This window comes from Gemmatimonadota bacterium (assembly GCA_040882465.1).
Classification (GTDB): Bacteria; Gemmatimonadota; Gemmatimonadetes; order Longimicrobiales; family Gaopeijiaceae; genus JBBEBG01.
The window spans coordinates 1-17,795 of the sequence record JBBEBG010000032.1 but is presented as its reverse complement, the minus strand read 5'-3'; the positions used below and the strand labels follow the sequence as shown (position 1 = coordinate 17,795).

16 protein-coding genes are annotated in these 17,795 nt (G+C 66.6%); 9 read left to right on the top strand and 7 right to left on the bottom strand.

Translation table 11 applies throughout. From position 1 onward, the window contains the following. Positions 1-4: 4 nt before the first annotated feature. Complete coding sequence (locus tag WEG36_11820) at positions 5-421, bottom strand: DUF2442 domain-containing protein (GenBank protein ID MEX1258295.1); 417 nt, start codon at positions 419-421, stop codon at positions 5-7. Next, on the bottom strand, positions 414-668 hold the full coding sequence (locus WEG36_11815) for a DUF4160 domain-containing protein (GenBank protein MEX1258294.1): 255 nt from the start codon (positions 666-668) through the stop codon (positions 414-416). Before WEG36_11815 ends, WEG36_11820 begins: the two co-directional genes overlap by 8 nt. Before the next feature lie 204 nt (positions 669-872). Here WEG36_11815 and WEG36_11810 point away from each other — a divergent pair, with 204 nt between their 5' ends. From WEG36_11810 to WEG36_11795, 4 genes are all read left to right on the top strand, one after another. Beyond that, positions 873-1,382 carry a DUF4143 domain-containing protein gene (locus WEG36_11810; protein ID MEX1258293.1) on the top strand — a complete coding sequence of 170 codons (510 nt, stop codon included), beginning with the start codon at positions 873-875 and terminating at the stop codon, positions 1,380-1,382. Between the two features lie 204 nt (positions 1,383-1,586). Beyond that, positions 1,587-3,506 carry a hypothetical protein gene (locus WEG36_11805; protein ID MEX1258292.1) on the top strand — a complete coding sequence of 640 codons (1,920 nt, stop codon included), beginning with the start codon at positions 1,587-1,589 and terminating at the stop codon, positions 3,504-3,506. 12 nt (positions 3,507-3,518) lie between these two features. Next, positions 3,519-4,520, top strand: coding sequence for a cytochrome c peroxidase (locus WEG36_11800; GenBank protein ID MEX1258291.1), 1,002 nt, complete (start codon positions 3,519-3,521; stop codon positions 4,518-4,520). Between the two features lie 143 nt (positions 4,521-4,663). Next, positions 4,664-5,074, top strand: coding sequence for a DUF4143 domain-containing protein (locus WEG36_11795; GenBank protein ID MEX1258290.1), 411 nt, complete (start codon positions 4,664-4,666; stop codon positions 5,072-5,074). 42 nt (positions 5,075-5,116) lie between these two features. On the opposite strand, the gene WEG36_11790 is transcribed toward WEG36_11795, so the two are convergent. From WEG36_11790 to WEG36_11780, 3 genes are all read right to left on the bottom strand, one after another. Further along, positions 5,117-6,010: a recombinase family protein gene (locus tag WEG36_11790; GenBank protein MEX1258289.1), complete on the bottom strand. Its 894-nt coding sequence runs from the start codon at positions 6,008-6,010 to the stop codon at positions 5,117-5,119. Between the two features lie 135 nt (positions 6,011-6,145). Further along, a complete protein-coding gene (locus WEG36_11785; GenBank protein MEX1258288.1) occupies positions 6,146-6,721 on the bottom strand; it encodes a cytochrome c in 576 nt (191 codons plus the stop codon). Continuing rightward, positions 6,711-8,051 (bottom strand): molybdopterin-dependent oxidoreductase, encoded by a 1,341-nt coding sequence (locus WEG36_11780; GenBank protein ID MEX1258287.1) that lies wholly within the window; start codon positions 8,049-8,051, stop codon positions 6,711-6,713. Before WEG36_11780 ends, WEG36_11785 begins: the two co-directional genes overlap by 11 nt. Positions 8,052-8,151: 100 nt before the next feature. Between WEG36_11780 and WEG36_11775 the strand changes: the two genes are divergently transcribed. Further along, positions 8,152-8,469, top strand: a complete 318-nt coding sequence (locus tag WEG36_11775) for a hypothetical protein (protein ID MEX1258286.1) — start codon at positions 8,152-8,154, stop codon at positions 8,467-8,469. Between the two features lie 561 nt (positions 8,470-9,030). Continuing rightward, positions 9,031-9,624 carry a hypothetical protein gene (locus WEG36_11770; GenBank protein MEX1258285.1) on the top strand — a complete coding sequence of 198 codons (594 nt, stop codon included), beginning with the start codon at positions 9,031-9,033 and terminating at the stop codon, positions 9,622-9,624. A gap of 96 nt (positions 9,625-9,720) precedes the next feature. Here WEG36_11770 and WEG36_11765 read toward each other — a convergent pair whose 3' ends face one another. Beyond that, complete coding sequence (locus WEG36_11765) at positions 9,721-10,035, bottom strand: hypothetical protein (GenBank protein MEX1258284.1); 315 nt, start codon at positions 10,033-10,035, stop codon at positions 9,721-9,723. 257 nt (positions 10,036-10,292) lie between these two features. Here WEG36_11765 and WEG36_11760 point away from each other — a divergent pair, with 257 nt between their 5' ends. Beyond that, positions 10,293-10,928: a hypothetical protein gene (locus tag WEG36_11760; protein ID MEX1258283.1), complete on the top strand. Its 636-nt coding sequence runs from the start codon at positions 10,293-10,295 to the stop codon at positions 10,926-10,928. A 128-nt stretch (positions 10,929-11,056) separates the two neighbouring features. On the opposite strand, the gene WEG36_11755 is transcribed toward WEG36_11760, so the two are convergent. Beyond that, positions 11,057-12,136 (bottom strand): peptidyl-alpha-hydroxyglycine alpha-amidating lyase family protein, encoded by a 1,080-nt coding sequence (locus WEG36_11755; GenBank protein ID MEX1258282.1) that lies wholly within the window; start codon positions 12,134-12,136, stop codon positions 11,057-11,059. 223 nt (positions 12,137-12,359) lie between these two features. Between WEG36_11755 and WEG36_11750 the strand changes: the two genes are divergently transcribed. Both WEG36_11750 and WEG36_11745 read left to right on the top strand, forming a co-directional pair. After that, on the top strand, positions 12,360-13,493 hold the full coding sequence (locus WEG36_11750; protein MEX1258281.1) for a tetratricopeptide repeat protein: 1,134 nt from the start codon (positions 12,360-12,362) through the stop codon (positions 13,491-13,493). Next, on the top strand, positions 13,493-17,795 hold a 4,303-nt coding region (locus WEG36_11745; GenBank protein MEX1258280.1), incomplete at its 3' end, for an invasin domain 3-containing protein. The genes WEG36_11750 and WEG36_11745, both read left to right, overlap by 1 nt.

The following is a 17,795-nucleotide window of genomic DNA, read 5'->3' as shown; positions in this document are numbered from 1 at the left end:
GAGATCATCCAGAAGATCGAACGTGGGCTAAGAACTTTAGAGGCGGTACACTAGCCTTTGCCTCGCTCCGGGCCTGACCCATGATGCGGGGCCCCCAGCGCTGGAGGTCGAGCGCCTCGACCATGAGGCCCGTCAGCGAAGCCTGGACGTCGAGATCATCCCAGTGCAGCCCATCGCCGCTCGGCGAGATGCGGGCACTCGAGAGATCGCTGCGATCCGCGTTCTCGAGTCCAGGAACCACATGAGGTGGGAATCCGAAGACGTATCCACCTCGGAGGCGCACCAGAACCAGTCCAGAATCCGCGTCGTACGAAACCGCGAGCGCGCGGGGCTCCACACGATCCGCTTCTCGAGCCTCACGCCGGGCGCGCTGATTCTGGCGTGCGAACTCCGATCTGTCGGTAGCGCTTGGCTTAGCCATGGAGCCTCTTCCACTCTTCTAGGAACTTCTCGATGTGCTCGGTGACAACTCTCAGAGCCTCGCGAGCGTGAAGCGTCTTCATGTGATGATTCTGCCACAACGAAGGTGGCGCGCGATCGCCGCCGAGCTTGACGAGTACCTCGCCGCCTTCCGTGCACTCCACAACGTGCACGTGCGGAGGTTCGTGCTCCCGAGGCGGCAGGTAGATGTACACACGGAACGCACCCTCTTCATAGATCCTCGGCATTCACGCTATAACCGAACGGTAGGTTTTGCAAGAATCCTGCCTGGGCTGAGTGGTTCGTGAACGATGCGATGTGCTGAACGGCATCCCCATGGGTGAAAGGGCCGGCCTCGAATGCGATCGGCGTGAGGGCGCGTCACAACCGGCGTTGAACGCGTGCAAACGACGACGACCCGCACTACGAAGGGACCGTAAACGTGTTCAGCGATGTCGGGTGGGGCGCGCGGGCAGGAGCTCGAGGTGGGGTTCGACACGGTGGCGAGCTGGCTGGACGCGCTCGACCGGCTCTTCTACTGCCACCGCGTCCCGCCCTCGTCCCGCCGCGTCAGCCGCGCGCTCAAGAAGGAGCGGAAGCTGTATCTGTGGGACTGGTCCGAGGTAGCCGAGCCCGTCGCGCGCTTCGAAAACATGGTCGCGGGACACCTCCTGAAAGCCGTCCATTGCTGGAGCGACCTGGGCTACGGCGAGTTCGACCTCTGGTACCTGCAAGACAAGGAGAAGCGCGAGGTGGACTTCCTGGTCACGGACGCGCGCAAGCCTGTCGTCCTGATCGAATGCAAGCTGGCCGACGAGCGCCCCTCGGCCGCACTCGAGCACTTCGCGGGGCAGCTCGGGGATCTGCCCCGCCTCCAGCTCGTGCGTGTTCCGGGGGTGGACCGCCGTGTCCGGCGAACTCGGATCGTCTCGGCCGCGAGGCTCCTGGGGGGGCTCCCGTAGGTGTCACGATACGGGGTGCGGGCGGAACGGGGTGGAACGGGGGCGCGGGAATGGAGCGGACGAAAAGGTGGCGCAAACGATTGGGAGAGAAGCACTTTTAGTGCCGATGACAACATCCGGCACGAGGCTCGCCAGGAGTGGCCGGGCGAAACCATCGCCCACCCACAACGAGGTGATACGTCCATGAGGATCCTGCTGCTTTCGATGGCGGCGCTGCTCACAGGCTGCGACGTGGTCCAGGAGATCGTGCGGGGGAGCGCCCCCGAGCACGCGTACGCGCAGTCGGTACCGATGGACACGGCGGGGGTGGTGACGAGAAGGATCTCGGCCGAGCTCCCGGGTGACCTTGGGACGGAACTTCGGCTTAGCCTCGATAGGTTCTCCATGCTTCCCGATGGACACTCGGGTGTCGTGTCGGACTGGACTACCGGTGAACTCGTGCTCTACGACCTGCAGACCGGCACGGCCCGACCACTGACGGACGACGCCAAGCTGTGGGAATCTGGAGGCTCCTACAGCACCCGCATCTCCCCTGACGGACGAACCGTCGCATACACCTGGGAGAATTTCGAGAACGATTCCTTCCCGCTCGAGCTGAGATTGTTGGAGATCTCAGGAGGCGAGCCACGCGTCCTCTACAGCGTTGATGGAGTCGGGAGCTGGATCGAGCCTCATGCCTGGGCGCCGGATGGTCGTAGCCTGGTCGTTGTGGAATCCGCCGATGGAGCAGTCCGGATCGTGCTGGTGCCGATCGATGGCGGGGAGCCTCGCATCGTGCGCACGCTGGCCTGGCGCTGGCCGGGACCGGTCGAGTTCTCCCCCGACGGCCGATTCCTCGTCTACGACGTTTCGCCCGATTTGGAGCACGAGAGCGGTGATATCTACCTGGTCGATCTCCGGACCAACCGCGAACACCCGATCGTCTCCTCGCCCGCCGACGACAGGCTGCTGGGCTGGGTGCCTGGCTCCGACAAGCTTCTGTTCACCAGCGACCGGACCGGAACAACGGGCGCGTGGACGCAGCGAGTCAGCGATGGCCGCGCAGTCGGCTCGCCCGTCCTTGTGAGGCCGGACTTCTGGCGCGCTTCGCCGAGAGGCTTCTCGAAAGACGGCCGCTTCCTATACACCGTCCAGACGTCCGGGCGGAAAGTGTGGGCCGCAACTGTCGACCCGACCACCGGAGAAATGGGGACTACCGAGCCGCTGCTTCCCGAGCCAGCCGCGGGCGGGCGGCGGGAGGCGCCGGTCTTCTCATGGTCGTCGGATGGACGCGCAATCGCAGTCGCTTGGCGGAGGAGCCTCGACCACGCACCGACGCTTATCGTGCGATCTGTTACGACCGCAGAGACGCGGGAGTACCGCCTGCCTTCGCGCTTCAACCGCTCCGCCGAACAACGGTGGAGCAGAGACGACGGAGCGATCTTCCTTCGGATGAGAGTTGTAGGAGGCCCGGCGAATGCGTGGGTACTTCTTCGTGTCGACCTCAGCACCGGTCGGAGCGAAGTGTTCGACATCCCGGTTAAGGACCGGGAGGTCTTCAATGGGTTCGAGACGCTGCCGGACGGCCGCTCGGTCCTTTTGCGTCGCCAAATTCCCCCTGCCACGCCGGAAGAGCCCAACATCGCGAGGTTGACCATTCGCGACCTTGAGACTGGGAGCGAACGAGACGTCTTCGATGTCCGGGGAAGTGGACTGGTATTCGCGGTCTCACCGGATGGATCCCGCGTTGCGGCGTTTGGGTCACCACAGGGAACTCGTGCCGAACTGTTCGTGATTCCGTTGGACGGGAGCGCAGAACCGCGGCGGATGGGAGAGGTTCCGTTCATACCTCGGGGCGGCCACTTCTTCTGGGACTCGTCAGGAACGGCGTTGCTCCAGCTCTCGCCCACGTCGATAGGGGCGAATGCCTCCACGTCGTATCAGCTCGACCGGTTTCCCCTCGACGGCAGTGCGAGGACGACGACCCGCGTCATGTTCCCGGAGCACGCCGAATCGCCGACCGGCCTCGTGATGATGTCCCCACGCAGCGATCGACTGGCGTTCGTTTCGGGGGATACCTCATACGAGCTGTGGGCGCTCGAGGGCCTTTCGGTTCCTTCCTCGGGGACACCTTCGGGCCGATAGATGAGCGGACCGATGCGACTCAGGCGCCTTGCGCTCACCGCCGCCGCGACCGCCGCAATGGCCGCGGCGGCGGCTTGCGTCGCAAGCTCTAATGCGTTCCGCGGGCTGCGATCCGACGTTCTTCTCGGCCTCGACCCGATCGTGCCGACCCCCATCGACAATCCCCCCACCTCCCCCAAGCTTGCTCTCGGCGCCCGCCTCTTCTTCGACCCGATCCTCTCGGCCGACGGCACGGGCACCTGCGCCTCCTGCCACCAGCCCGAGCGGGCGTTCGGCGACAGCACGCGGGTGTCCCTCGGCATCCGCGATCAACCAACCAGCCGCAACGCCCCGCCGCTCGTGAATCGCGCCTGGGGGCGCTCCTTCTTCCGCGACGGGCGTGCGCCGTCACTCGAAGCCGCGGTGCTCCAGCCGGTGCAGAATCCCGCGGAGCTCGGGGTCACCCTCACCGAGCTGGAGGCGAGGCTCGCGGCGAGTCCCGAGTACCGGCGACTCTTTCGCACGACCTTCGGCGCGTCGCCAGCAGGACCCACGGCCGAGCAGGCCGCCGCAGCGCTCGCGGTCTTCATAAGGTCGCTTCAGGTGGGCGGCGCGCCGGTGGATCGCTTCCACGCGGGCGACAGCACCGCGCTCACGCCGCTTCAGCAGGAAGGCCGGGCGCTCTTCTTCGGCAGGGCCCGCTGCTCGAGCTGCCACATCGGCACCAACTTCACCGACGAGGGCTTCCACAACACGGGGGTGGCGGTCCGGTCTGGAGACCCCGGACGGTTCGGCGTCACCCGCCGCGCCGATCACACCGGCGCATTCCGCACACCCACGCTTCGCGAGACCCTGCGCACCGCCCCGTACATGCACGACGGCAGACTCGCAACCCTCGAGGAAGTGATCGAGTTCTACGACGGCGGCGGAGTACCCAATCCGAACCTGGATTTCCAGATCCGCCCGCTTCGGCTGAGCAGCCGTGAAAAGGAGGCGCTGCTCGCGTTCCTGCGGGCTCTGAGCAGCGAGGGGTAGGCGCCGATCAGGGGATCCCAGCGTTCCGATTTGGCCGCCTCCTCTCTACGGAATCGCACGACAAGTGACTCCGGATTACACGGCCGCAGATTCCGGGATGGACGTTCCGCTGATTCCGAGGCAGGCGGCGCTTACCGTGAGGACTGCTTGCCGTCCGAACCGGCCGTCGAACGAAACTGCTGCTCGAGAGGCTGTTCATCGTGCGCCGGCTCGCACCCTGGTTCCACAACAGAGTAAAGCGCCTCGTGAAGACACCGAAGCTGCAGTTCCTCGACGCAGGGCTGCTGGGAGCGATGAGCGCGACGACGGCGGCAGCATCGAAGGATCGATCGAGGTTCGGGCCGCTGCTGGAGACGTTTGTTTACTCGGAGGCCCTTCGGCAATCGGCGTGGCTCGAAGACCCGTGTGAGTTGTACCACTTCCGCGACAAAGATCAGGACGAGGTCGACGTAGTGGTGGAAGCTCCGGACAGCAGGCTCGTGGGGATCGAGGTCAAGGCTACCGCGACGGTGAGAGCGGCGAAAGTGCCGCTGGCGCCCCTTGTGGCCCCGTGAGAACCCGTTGCCCCTCGGGAAGGCCTTGCGAACCTCCTTTCGTCAAGCTTGAGCCTGTTCCCACAGCCCCTGCGGCACGATCCGGAGGGAATCGTCCTCCTGGACGATCCACTCGCTGTCCGGCTTGGTGAAGCGACGGCGCTTCCCAGTCCGCGGGTCCCGGCGACTCTCCGTCTTGTTCCAGACCCAGCGGCCCACGTACTTCTCGTTACCGAGGATTCGGCTCACGGTGGCCGACGACCAGCCCTTGGCCGAGAGAACTCGGCCGGGGACTCCCTCTTCATTTAGCATTCGAACGATCCGCGTGATAGCCAGCCCGTCGGCGTAAGACTGGAAGATCCGAAGCACGACCGCGGCCTCGCGAGGCTCGATTTCCATCTTGTAGTCGTCCGGCCGCGGTCGGCCCTTCTTGTCCATCCGGATCGTCCCCACCGGAATCGACCGGTAGCCGAACGTCCGTTCCCCCACGGAGAAGCCCCGCTCTTTCTGGCCGATCTGGCCCCGGAGGGTCTTCTTCTTCAGGTCGCGGAGCTGGAGCTCGTTGAAGATGCCCCGGATCTGGATCCCAAGCGTGGCCTCTTCGTCGACGCTGTCCAGGCCATCAGCCACGGAAACCACGCGCACGCCCTCGAAGTGCAGTTCCGCGATGACGGAGAGCATGAGGTAGTTGTCACGGGCGAGGCGGGAGAGATCGTCGACCAGCACCACATCGAGTTGGCCAGCCTCTGCTGCGGCGACCACGGCTGCCAGTCCGGGACGGTCCCTGGTCATGGGCTCTCCGCCGACGTGCCTCCGGTACCAGTCCACCGCGGCAGCCTGGTCGGACGCCGCGATGTGGATGTGGTCCACGATGTCGAGGAAGCCCGTCTGGGCGAGGGCAGGAGCGTGGAAGAGCAACCCACCGAGAGGGATCAGGAGGAGGGCACGCCGAGGCATCAGTCTCCCGAAGAGGGCTGGAGCAGCCGGTGTGAGCGCACAGTTGCCCATGATCTCGGACGAGGACCTCGTCCGCAAAGGACGTCCATCCCGACAACGTGGAAAGCTCCTTCCGTCTCGCCCCGCGTCCGTTCCTCAGTAAGGGTAGTCCGGCAGCCTCGGCTGCCCGGGCTGCCAATCGGGGAGGGGCGCCCAGTTGTCCTCGTTCGGCATCGCGACCCGGGGGAGGCTCTCGGCGTCCATGACCTCCTCCTCCGCCACCAGATCGTTCCAGTACAGAAGCAGCGCCGTCAGTCCGTAGACTTCGTCCGCGGTCAGCGTCTCTTCCTGGCCGAGAGGCATCCCGCGATTGACGTAGTCCCACACCAGGGATGAGTAGGGGGACCGGATCGGGAGGATCCGTCCGTAATCCCAGGGGTTGCCGACGGCCCGATCGGGCTTCACCAACCGAGGGGCGATGCCTCCGGTCCCCTGCGCCCCGTGGCAAGCCGCGCACTTCTGCTGGTAGACCACGGCGCCCTGCACGGCGGTTCCGCTCCCCGGCGGAAGCTCCTCGCCCGTGGGACTGATCGCGATGTCCCAGGCGCGAATCTCCTCGGGCGTGGGGGTTCTTCCAACCCCGTACGTGGGCGATTGCGCGAAGGCGACGCCCGGCGCCAGCAGAAGGAGAGCCAGGAGGTGCCGGGCCGGCAGCATGCGCCTAGATCGCATTGTGAACGCTCCCGTCCCGCTCGATCCCCCACGGCTGAATCGAATTGTCCTGGCCCACCATGCGAGTGGGCGTGTCCGGAGCGTTCGGGTAGATCGCGCCGCTCCTCCAGATCTCGGCGCCCTGGGCCCGGGTCGGCTGTATCTGACCCAGCACGTCCGTGCTCCGCGACATGATCTCGGTCTCGTTCCCGTCCCAGCGCCAGGGGAACGTGAAGCGGGCGTGGGCCATGCGCTGCGGCGTCCCCTGGATCTGAGCGTCGGACCAGCTCCGGCCGCCGTCCACGGACACCTCGACGCGGCTGATCGCTCCGCCACCCGACCACGCCAGCCCGCGGATCTCGTAGAAATTGCGATCGGGGAGCTGTTGGCCGCCGGACGGATGGGTGATCACCGACTTCGGACCGATCTGGTAGCTCAGCGCGGCATCGAAGGGGTTTTGGCGAAGGTGCCCGTAGTCGTTGTAGGTCATGTAGTACTGGTCCACGACCTTGATCCGCCTCAGCCACTTGACGTGGAAGATCCCTTCGAATCCCGGCACCATCAGCCGGAGGGGGAAGCCCTGCTGGGGACGAACCGCCTCCCCATTCATTCCGTAACAGACGAGACAGTCGTCCATCGCCTTCGCCATCGGGATGCTCGACGCCCCTCGCACGTTCTCGACGCCTTCCGCCACGATCCAGGTGCCCGCCGTCTTCACGCCCGCCTCGTTCAGCAGGAGCGAGAGCGGCACACCGGTCCACTCGGCGCAGCTGGTCAGCCCGTGGGTCTCCTGGACCGTCACGTGTCGGGAGTTCGCCCGATTCCCCGCGCATTCGATGAAGTGAAGGCGGGTCACGGAGGGAAGGCGCATCAGGTCCTGCATGGTGAAGATCAGCTCGCGATCCACCAGGCCGTGGATCATCAGCTGGTGCTCGCGGGGGTCGATCTCGGGTACGTAGGCGCCCCGCGTCGTGGCGACGTGGTGGAGCGAGGAGGGGGTGATCACTCCCACCGAGTCCTGAAGGGGATTGGCGACGTGAAAGACGAGCCCGAACTGGTCCGGGGACGGCCTTCCGCCATGCTCGATCCGGACCGAATTGACGAAGCGGGAGCGCTCGCCGTAGGCGATCAGCTCGGGGCTCTCCCAGTCCTGGGGCTCGGCGAGCTGCCCGGGCGCGAGTTGTCCGGGCGCGAGTTGTCCGGGCGCGAGTTGTCCGGGCGCCGGTGTCTGGCCCCCCGCGCTCCCCACTCGACCCAACGTCAGGGCACCGGCACCGCCCACCGTCAAGCCGCCCGCCAACGCCGCCCCGCGCTTTAGGAATTCCCTTCGATCCGGCTGCTTCGACGCCATGGGACCCTCCTTCGGAAATAGGCTTCCCACCGGATGCGCAGTATACGCCCACGCGAGGAGGTCGGCCAGAATTTCGCGTCGGGTGGCTTCCCCCTCGCACGTGGAAGCGAAATCGGAGTGGATCTCCCCCGCGGCCCTCGTCCTCAATTGCTTTCCCAGGGAGGGGCCGCGCGCCTTTCGGCGCCGTGGCCAGGCGTTCTTCGTCGTCTCCGTGACCGAGTTCGAGCCGGGGGAGAAGTCGGTCCATCAGGCCATTCCCGAGGGGTACCCCCTTCTGGTCCGGTCGCTCGCGAACCTCCTCATTGGCATCACCGGACCGGAAGCCTCCTATCCGGATGCGCACTTCATCACGCCGGAGAAGGGATGCTACCAGGGACGGGGAAACGCGAACCGGGTGGCCTTCTTCGAGCAAGTCTAATCACCGGTGGAGCCACTGGCGACTTCGCGCCCCCTTCCCCATCGAAAAGATCCTCTCCGAACGGGACCGGAGGCACCTGAAGCGGCTGCAAGGGATCGGTCGTCCGGAGCCACCTCCCTCGCCTCACCCGACCCTCGGCTCCTCCGCCGTCTCCCGGCCCCGGACCCGCGCGGCCGCACCGAGCTCTGGCTCACGCCGATGGAGCTTCTCGAACGCCTCGCCCGTCCGGTCCCGCCCAGGACCAACGCTTCGCGTCGGTGCCCTCCACCGCCACCGCTCATTGGCCCACATTGCTGGGCGGGCGCGGTAGGTTGGCCGCGTTCAGATAGGCTTCGGCGTCCGGGTCGATGACCCCCGCAGCCTCACGGCTGCCAGGGCCAACTTCTTTCCGGGCCGGGTGACCGGCGGGAGACACCGGCTGGGCGCCGAGCGGCCAGTGGGAGCGGTTGTGGCAGAAACCGCGGGACCCGTGACTTGACAGACGGCGTTTGGCGCCGAATTGGTGTTGAACGCCAGGAGTCATTGTGCGAACGGGAACCGGACGAGATCCAGGGAGGAGACATGAGCAGGTGGCTAGGTTTATCAATGGTGCTGCTGTTGGGGTGCGCGGGGCCGGAGGACGAACCGGTCGAGATGGACATGGACCCGATGGAGTTGACCCCCTCGCCCGCGACGGGGCCGGTTGCGCCACCCACGACGGATGCGGAGATGATCGCGAGCGCTCTTTCCGCCGCCCCGGAAGCGATCGGCGCCGACGCCACGATCATCGCAATCGACGCGTCGGGACAGGTGCGAACCCTGCGGCAGGGCACGGGCCCATTCACCTGCATCCCGGACGGTCCCTCGCCGGGCGTGGACCCGATGTGCGTCGATCCGAACGGTCTTACCTGGCTCAACGCGTGGATCGCGCAGGAGGCACCGCCAGCGGGTCTCGTAGGGTTCGGTTACATGCTTGCCGGCGGGTCCGACGCGAGCAACGAGAACCCGTTCGCCACCGGCCCGGCGGCTGGCGAGAATTGGGTCGACACGGGCCCGCATGTCATGGTGTTCGCCTCGGGTCTGACCGGCTACCCAACGACGCACAGTGACACGTCGCGCCCGTATGTCATGTGGCCCGGTACGCCGTTCGAGCACCTCATGGCACCCGTCCGGTAGGCGCTGGGCGAGACCCATGGAGCTCCTTCGGGAAACTGAGTCATGATGCCGTCGGTCAGGGCGTCCGCCATCATCATCGCCTGATCGAACACGCGGTCAAAGGTCGCTTGGTCGTCGGTCCAGTTGGCCTGTAGCCTGTCGGTCCTGCATTTTCGCTGCTGCCACGACCTCGCCGGCGACGCGGATATGATCCTTGAGAAGCGCCGTTAGCCCCTTCCCGACGTCGGCGCCGTAGAAGGGCACGATGGCGGCGCCGATCTCTTCCTGATTCTCCATCAGCCGGCCAACGGCAGTCGGCGCGCTCGGGTGGTCCGTCGTGGCGGCAATGATGTAATCACGGGTCCAGACCACGTGATCGGCCCACAGCTCGCGTAATCCCTGCCGCAGGGCGAGCTCCCGCGCCGAGGCCATGGTGATTGCCTGTCCAACGCTGGCTTCTGCGTCGGGGGTCGACGTGCGGGAGCTCGGTGCCACGGAGGAGTGCCGAAAGAACCCCGAAACCCACTCCATTCCAGAAGTCGCTTCCCCAAAAAACGCGAAGACCCTTTGTAACGGTAGCATTTCGTCGAAACTTTCCCTGGAAACATTCGATGAATGTAGTTATCGTGTTTACGGTTTGTTGAGGCGAGGTACAAAAAGAACCTGTTTCCGACACGGAGGAGGATCGTATGCAACGGAAGTTCGTGGCAGTGGCAGTCATGGGGCTGTGGGCGGGGGTGCCGGCGGCTGCTTCGGCGTGTGACTTTTCGTTCGCTTACCAGCACCTTGGAGTGCCACCCACTCAGATCGTCGTCGGCGGCGGGATCCATGTGTCGCCGCTGAACAACGACGACGGGGATGCCTTTTTCATGCCTGCGGTGGGCGTCGGCTTTCGACTCGGCGAGAGGGCGGCCGTGGCCCCGATCATCGGGTATTGCTCGGGGGACAACGACTTCGGTGAGGTCATGTTCGGAGGGGGGGGACTCTTCAATTTGTGGAACAGCTCCGATGGGATGGTACATCTCAACCTCCAGTCCCACGTTACGTACGTGTCGGCAGGCGACTACTCCTATCTGACCATCCCGGTGATGGGCTCCATCGCCTACGACATGAGCGAGACACTCGCCCTCTTCGGAAATGCCGGAATCGTGCACTACCGGGAGAGCAACGGAGCCGACTTCGACGACACGAACCCGGGGTTTTCCGCGGGCGTGAACTTCCTCGTTCAGAGCTTCAGAATCTCGACCGGCCTCACCTACATCATGGGTGAGCACGACGACTCGCTGGGGCTGATCGCGGCGATCTCGCGGCCGCTCGGTTCGTAAGCTCGGCAGGTTCGCGGTATCGCAGGAGAGAAAGAAAGAAAAAGGGGGGAGGCCGCGAAGGCTTCCCCCCTTCCCTTTTCCCTTCGTCTTCCCCTTCGTCTCCGACGGACGCGGAAACTTACGCCCCGTCAGCGCGGCGAGTACCTCGTCATCCCTCGAATCGAGACCTCCGCCACGTAGAGATTCCCCGCCGCGTCCACGGCCACGCCCTCGCCATGCGTTCCATAAGGCGTGTCGTTCGGATGCGCGGGGACGTACCCCGTGACCTCTCCCGTACGCGCGCTTCCGATGTAGATGCCCCGCATGTAGCCGGGATTCGCCTCGTCGCTCGATTCCGAGTCGATGACGATCATCGAGTCGTCCCCGCCGATGAAGACATCGTTCGGCCGGCCGAACTGTCGCCACTCCTCGAGGAAGCGGCCGGCCTGGTCGAAGATCTGGACGCGATTGTTTCCCCGGTCCGCGACGAAGAGTCGCCCATGTGAGTCGAAGGCGAGTCCGTGCGGGGTCCGGAATTCACCGGGGCCTTCACCGAAGGTTCCCCAACTCATGAGGAAGGTCCCGTCGGGAGCGAATTTGGAGATCCGCCCGGGAGGATTTGCGTTGGAGTGACCCTCGGACACGAAGATATGCCCGTCCGAAGCGACGATCACGTCGGTCGGGTTGTTCAGGCGGGCGGGTGGATCCCCGGGTTCGCCCGCAATTCCGAGGGCGAGGAGGATTTCCCCTTCCGGCGAGAACTTGAAGACCTGCTGGCCACGCCCCGCCGCTTCCGGCGCGCGCGCCAACTCCGCGGCGCCGGCGTCGCGGTGATCCGTGACCCAAATGTTTCCGTCCCCATCCACGAATACGCCGTGGGGTCGAATGAAGAGCCCCGCGCCAAAGCTCGTGACGACCCTCCCGGAAGGATCCAGCTTTAAAACGGTCGCTCGGTCCGACCCCACACACGAAGCCGCGCCGCACCGGTCCGCGACCCAGAGGTGGCGGCCGTCCCGGTCCACGGCGATGGCGCTCACCTGTCCCCACTCCGCTCCCCCCGGGAGCTCGCCCCAGGGACGGGACATCGCCGGGAACGGATTCGGGAGCTCGGTCGCGGCGCGGGGCGAGGCCGGCGACGCGGGTTCGCCGCCCCCTCCGTCGCTTCGACACCCCGCCAGGACGGAGACGACCAGGAGCACCACGAGGCGACTCGACTTCTCACGCGACACGGTGGACCTCCCCTGAGGGAAATGGATGTCGTCGGGAATCTAGGGAGGGGGGGCGTCCCCAGGCCACCGCGGCGCATCCGCCCTTGCGGGGACGCGGCAATTCCGGCACGGTTAACGGCCCGGGACCGGGCGTTCCCCCGGGCCTCACACCCACCGATTCGATCCAGATTTTCAGGAGGCTCACACTTTCGTGCGTAGCCTTTGTATTGCTGGCGTTACGGCCATGGCCGCCGCCGTCCTTTCCTCCACGGGCACGGGTGCGCAGGAGCTTCCCCTGAAGCTCCCCGCCGGCCCCCTCCCTCCGGGGCCGTGCGAGATCGTCGCGCAGCAGCTCGAGTCCTTGGATCCGCCCTCCTCCGAAGAGGTCGCGGAAGCCGACCGGCTCGCGGGGTCCGCGAACCAGGCGGCCATCCTCGGAGACAACGTTCAGGCCCGGGCGCTCCTTCGGGAGGCGGTGAGGCTCGACCCGAGCTTGCCCTCCCTCCGCTACCGCCTCGGCCGCCTCCTGGCGGACACCGGGATCCAGGAGGAGTCGCTCGCCGAATACTGCGCGTACCTTGCCCTCGAACCCAACGGCCCCGACGCCGCGGACGTGGCACGGAGGCTTTCCGAGTTCCCGGCCTTCGCGGAGCGGCAGGCGCAGATCGAGGCCGAGTCCGCTCTCCTGGCGGGAGTGGCCGCGTACGACCGGGGAGATTTCGAAGGTGCGATCCGGGACTTCACGCGGGCTATTTTGCTCCGTCCCGACTGGGAAGAGGCGCACTACAACCGGGGTCTCGCCTATGCACGCAGCGGACGGCTTCCCGCGTCGGAAGCCGACCTCGTGTATTACCTCGATCTGAGTCCCCAGGCATCCGACCGGGCCGCGGTCGAGGCGCGAATTCGCGCGATGCGCCCCGCAGAGGAACCCGCCTATAGTCCTGCCACAACACTCGTGAGCGGGATGTTCGTCCCGGGGATGGGCCACTTCTATTCGGGGAGACCCGTCGCCGGGTCCCTGGTCCTCGCCCTCGCCGCCGGAGGTCTTGCCGCGGGATTCCTCGTCACCGAGGTAGAAGTACGGTGCCTGGGCCTTCCGGTGAACGGAGAATGCCCGGCCGGCCAGGTCGAGTCGCGGAGGGAGACGCGGCCCTTGCTGGTGCCTGGGCTGGCTGCGGCGGCGGTCGTCACGGTGGGCGGCGCGATTCACGCTTTCCTGGGCGCGCGGCGCGGCGCGAATGCCGCCACGGCGCTCCTGACCCCCGAGGGATTTCGTCCGGAATGGCTCGCAGGGCGGCTCGAACCGGTCGTTCGACTCGGACCCGTCTCCCTTCCCGGTGGAACGGCCTGGAGGGCTAGCGCGGAGCTCCGCTTCTGATGTCCGCGCGCCTTCCCCTCCGCCCGCGCCTCCCGCGCTGGCTCAGATTCGCCGCCCTCTCGATCCTGGGCCCGGCGGTGACCTTCGGATGCGAGACGATCACGATCGTCGCGGTCGAAGTGGCCTCAGTCCTCGTAAGTCCGGGCCAGCTCACCTTGCCCGTGGGGCAGAGCTTTCAGCTCTCCGTTCTCCTCCGCGGGCCCAATGGTGTGACCCTCTCCGGTCGCTCCGTCACTTGGATCAGCGACGATCCCAACCGGGCTTCGGTGGACCAAGACGGAATGGTGACGGCCGAGTCACCTGGACCGGTCACGATCCGGGCGACGGCGGACGGGGTTGCGGGAACGGCCTCCATCACGGTCTCCCCCCTCGCCACGATCGTTCTTTCTCGTTCGGACATCACGTTCGCGACGGTGATCGGTGGCGGTCCGACCGCCTCGGAAATCGTGCAGGTGACCAATGGAGGCCAGGGGATACTTTCGGGCCTCGAACTCGAGATCGCCTACCAGGCGGGAAGCGCGGAGCAATGGTTGGAGGCGATCCTTGCAGGCGCCAGCGCGCCCACCAACCTCAACCTGCGCGCCCTTCCGGCCGGGGTGCCGGCGGGAACGCACCGCGCGACCGTCGAGGTCCGCTCCGCTGTCTCCGGGAACTCTCCCCAAACCATCCAGGTGACGCTGGAGGTCGGGGCGCAGCCCCCCGGGATCCAGCTGGACCGGTTCTTCGTGCGCTTCGAGTCAGACGCCGGCGAGGTCGCCCCTGCCCCCGAAGCCGTCCAGGTGACGAACTCCGGAAACGGCGTGCTCTCGGGGATCGCCACGGAGATCAGCTACGAAGTCGGGCAGCCGACGGATTGGCTCCAGGCCTCCGTCAATCCGCCGACGGCCCCGACCCAGATCATCCTCACCGCCGATCCCGCGGCCCTCGTTCCGGGAACCTTCGACGCCGTCGTGCGGGTGACGGCGGCCTCGGCGCCCGGCGCCTCCACCACCATCGCGGTCCGCTTCGTCTTCGGAAATCCGCCCGCCGAGATCGAGCTCGGGCAAACCGAGCTGGCGGTCCAGCTCCTCGAGGCGAGCTCACCGCCACCGAGCACGACGATCACCATCGAGAACCGTGGAGCCGGGACCATTGGGAATCTCGCGCGGACGATAACCTACGGGGCCGGGGAGCCCGATGGATGGCTCCAGGCCGGCCTCGGCGGATCCATCGCGCCGACGTCCATCTCGTTGACGGTCAATCCGACGAATCCTGCCCTCCTCCCCCCGGGGGTCTATCACGCCGAGGTGGCGATCACCTCGCTGGACGCCGCCAACTCACCGCAGATCATTGCCGTGGTGCTCACGGTGTTGCCGCGACCGGACCTCACGTTGTCCATCATTGCGGCCAATCCCACGGCGATCCTGGCAGACGGAACCAGCACGTCCTCGATCCTGGTGACGCTCGTCGACCCCCGAGGCGATCCAATCTCGACAGGAGGACATCCGGTCACGATCGCGACCAACCTCGGCGCCATCGGACCGGTGACCGACAACGGGGACGGCACGTACGGGGCGACTCTGACGTCGAGCACAGTGGTGGGGTCACCGGTGATCGTGGCATCGGTATTCGGAGACGTGTTGTTCAGTAATCCCCAGGTGCAGTTCGTCGCCGGGCCGCCTACTCACATCGAGCTCACCGGGCCCGTGAGCGTGACCGCCGGGGCTCCGAGCGCGGTCTTCACGCTGCGGACGCTTGACGCCTTCGGAAACGAGGCGTCGGTGCCCGACGCGACTCAGTTCACCCTGACGAGCGGCTCCACAGGCACGGTGGTCTTCGATCCCGTTAGCCCGGTCACGATCCCCGGTGGAGCGTCGCGGGTGACCTTCACCTATTCGGACACGGAGTCGGGCGAGAAGGTCGTGACGGCGGCCTGGTTGTCGGGAGGGGCCGATCTCGGAAGCGACACCCACCTCATCACGGTCGATCCCGCCGCAGCGAACGCGATCCGCATCGTGACCCAGCCCGCCGCAGGCGTTAGCGGAGACCCTCTCGCGGTCCAGCCGTCGGTCGAAGTGATTGACCAGTTCCTCAACAGGGTAACGGGCGACAATACGACGCAGGTGATGGTGGGAATCTTGTCGGGAGCGGATGGAATGTTGGGAGGGACGCTGACCGCGACCGCGACGGCCGGTTTAGCCAACTTCGCCGGTGTGACATTCTCGGGGACATTGGGCGTGAACTACGTCTTCCGGTTCACCTCACTCCCGGACCTCGGAAACGCGGACTCCGGCAACGTGGCGATCGCGGGTGCGGGGAGCCCGGCCAAGTTAGCCATCGTCACTCAGCCCTCCGGCTCCGCCCAGAGCGGGATCGCGTTTGCCGGGCAACCGGCGGTCCGCCTGTTGGATGCGTCGAACAATCCCGTGGCGCAACCAGGAGTGACCGTGACCGTCTCGCTCGCGAGCGGAGCCGTGACTCTCGGTCCGGCACCGAGCTTGACCGCGACCACAAACGGGGCGGGCGTGGCGACGTTCGGCGGTCTGACGATCACGGGGGCCGTGGGGGTGCGCACACTGAGGTTCGAAGCGACCGGCCTCACGGAGGTTGTGTCCTCGGCGATCAACGTCGGGCCGGGAACGCCGGTCTCCCTCCGGATCGTGACGCAACCGGTGGCGGGGGCCAGTGGCGCCCTCCTGACCACACAGCCCTCCGTGGAGATCCTCGATGGGGCGCTCAATCGGGTCACCACGAACAACTCGGTCGCGGTAAGCGTGGCGATTCAGTCGGGAGCCGGCGCGACGCTGGGCGGGACTCTCCAGGCGACCGCCAGCTCCGGGCTCGCAACTTTCTCGGGCGCGACATTTGCGGGCCTTGTGGGGACGAACTACGTCCTGCGATTCACGTCGGTCCCGGCGCTCGGCTTTGCGGACTCGAACAACGTGATGGTGACCGGGCCGGGTACTGCGGCTTCGCTCCGCATCGTGACGCAGCCTGCCGCGGGCACGAGCGGAGCGCTTCTCACGACGCAACCGACGGTCGAGATCCTGGACGGCGCAATGAACCGGGTGACCACGAACAACTCGACGGTTGTGAGTGTCGCCGTCCTCCCGGCGCCTGCTGGCGGATCGGTGGGCGGGACCCTCTCCGCGACCGCGAGCTCGGGCTTGGCCACCTTCTCGGGGGTTACTTTCGCCGGGCTTGTCGGAACGAACTACGTCCTCCGATTCACCTCGGTGCCGGCGCTCGGAAACGCGGACTCGAATGACGTGACCGTGACGGGTCACGGCGTAGCCGCGTCGCTTCGGATCGTGGCTCAGCCCGTCGCGGGCGCGAGCGGTTCGCTCCTCACCACTCAGCCGGCGGTCGAGATCCTCGACGGCGCGATGAACCGGGTGACGTCGGACAACACGACGGTGATCAGCGCCGCGATCTTCTCCGGGACTGGCGGTTCCCTCGGACCGGTCGCCAATCCCACGGCTACGGTCAGCGTCGGCGTCGCTACTTTCTCCGCCGTCACCTTCTCGGGACTCATCGGGACACCCTACGTGCTGCGCTTCACCCCCAACATCATGCTCGGCCCGGTGAACTCCACCAATGTGGCGGTCACGGGTCACGGCGCGGCGGCGGCACTTCGGATCGTGACTCCCCAGCCCGTCGCGGGGGCGAGCGGTGCACTCATGACGACCCAGCCCAGAGTCGAGATCCTCGACGGCGCGATGAATCGTGTGACGTCCGACAACATGACGCAGGTGACCGTCGCGGTCCTCCCGGCGCCTGCCGGCGGATCGGTCGGTGGGACCCTCTCCGCGACGGCAAGCGCCGGGCTCGCCACCTTCTCGGGCGTGACCTTTGCGGGGCTCGTCGGGACGAATTATGTCCTCCGATTCACTTCGGTCCCAGCGCTCACCGCCGTGAACTCGAATGACGTCATGGTCAGCGGCCCGGGGGCTCCCGCTTCGCTCAACATCGTGACACCGCCCGTGGGAGGAGCGAGCGGGGGGGTCCTCGCCACGCAGCCCGAGATCGAGATCCGTGACGGCGCATCGAACCGGGTGACGACGGACAACTCGACGGTGGTGACCGTCGCGATCTTCTCAGGCACGGGAGGCACCCTCGGGCCCGTGCCCACGCCCACGGCCACGGCGAGCATGGGACTGGCATCCTTTGCCGGGGTGACGCTCACGGGGACGGTCGGCGAGCCCTACGTGCTGCGCTTCAGCTCCGGAGCCCTGCCGCCCGTCAACGCGGCTCCGGTGACTGTGACCGCCGGGGGCGCGGTCTCGCTCAGGATCGTGGAGCAGCCGGTGGCGGGGGCGAGTG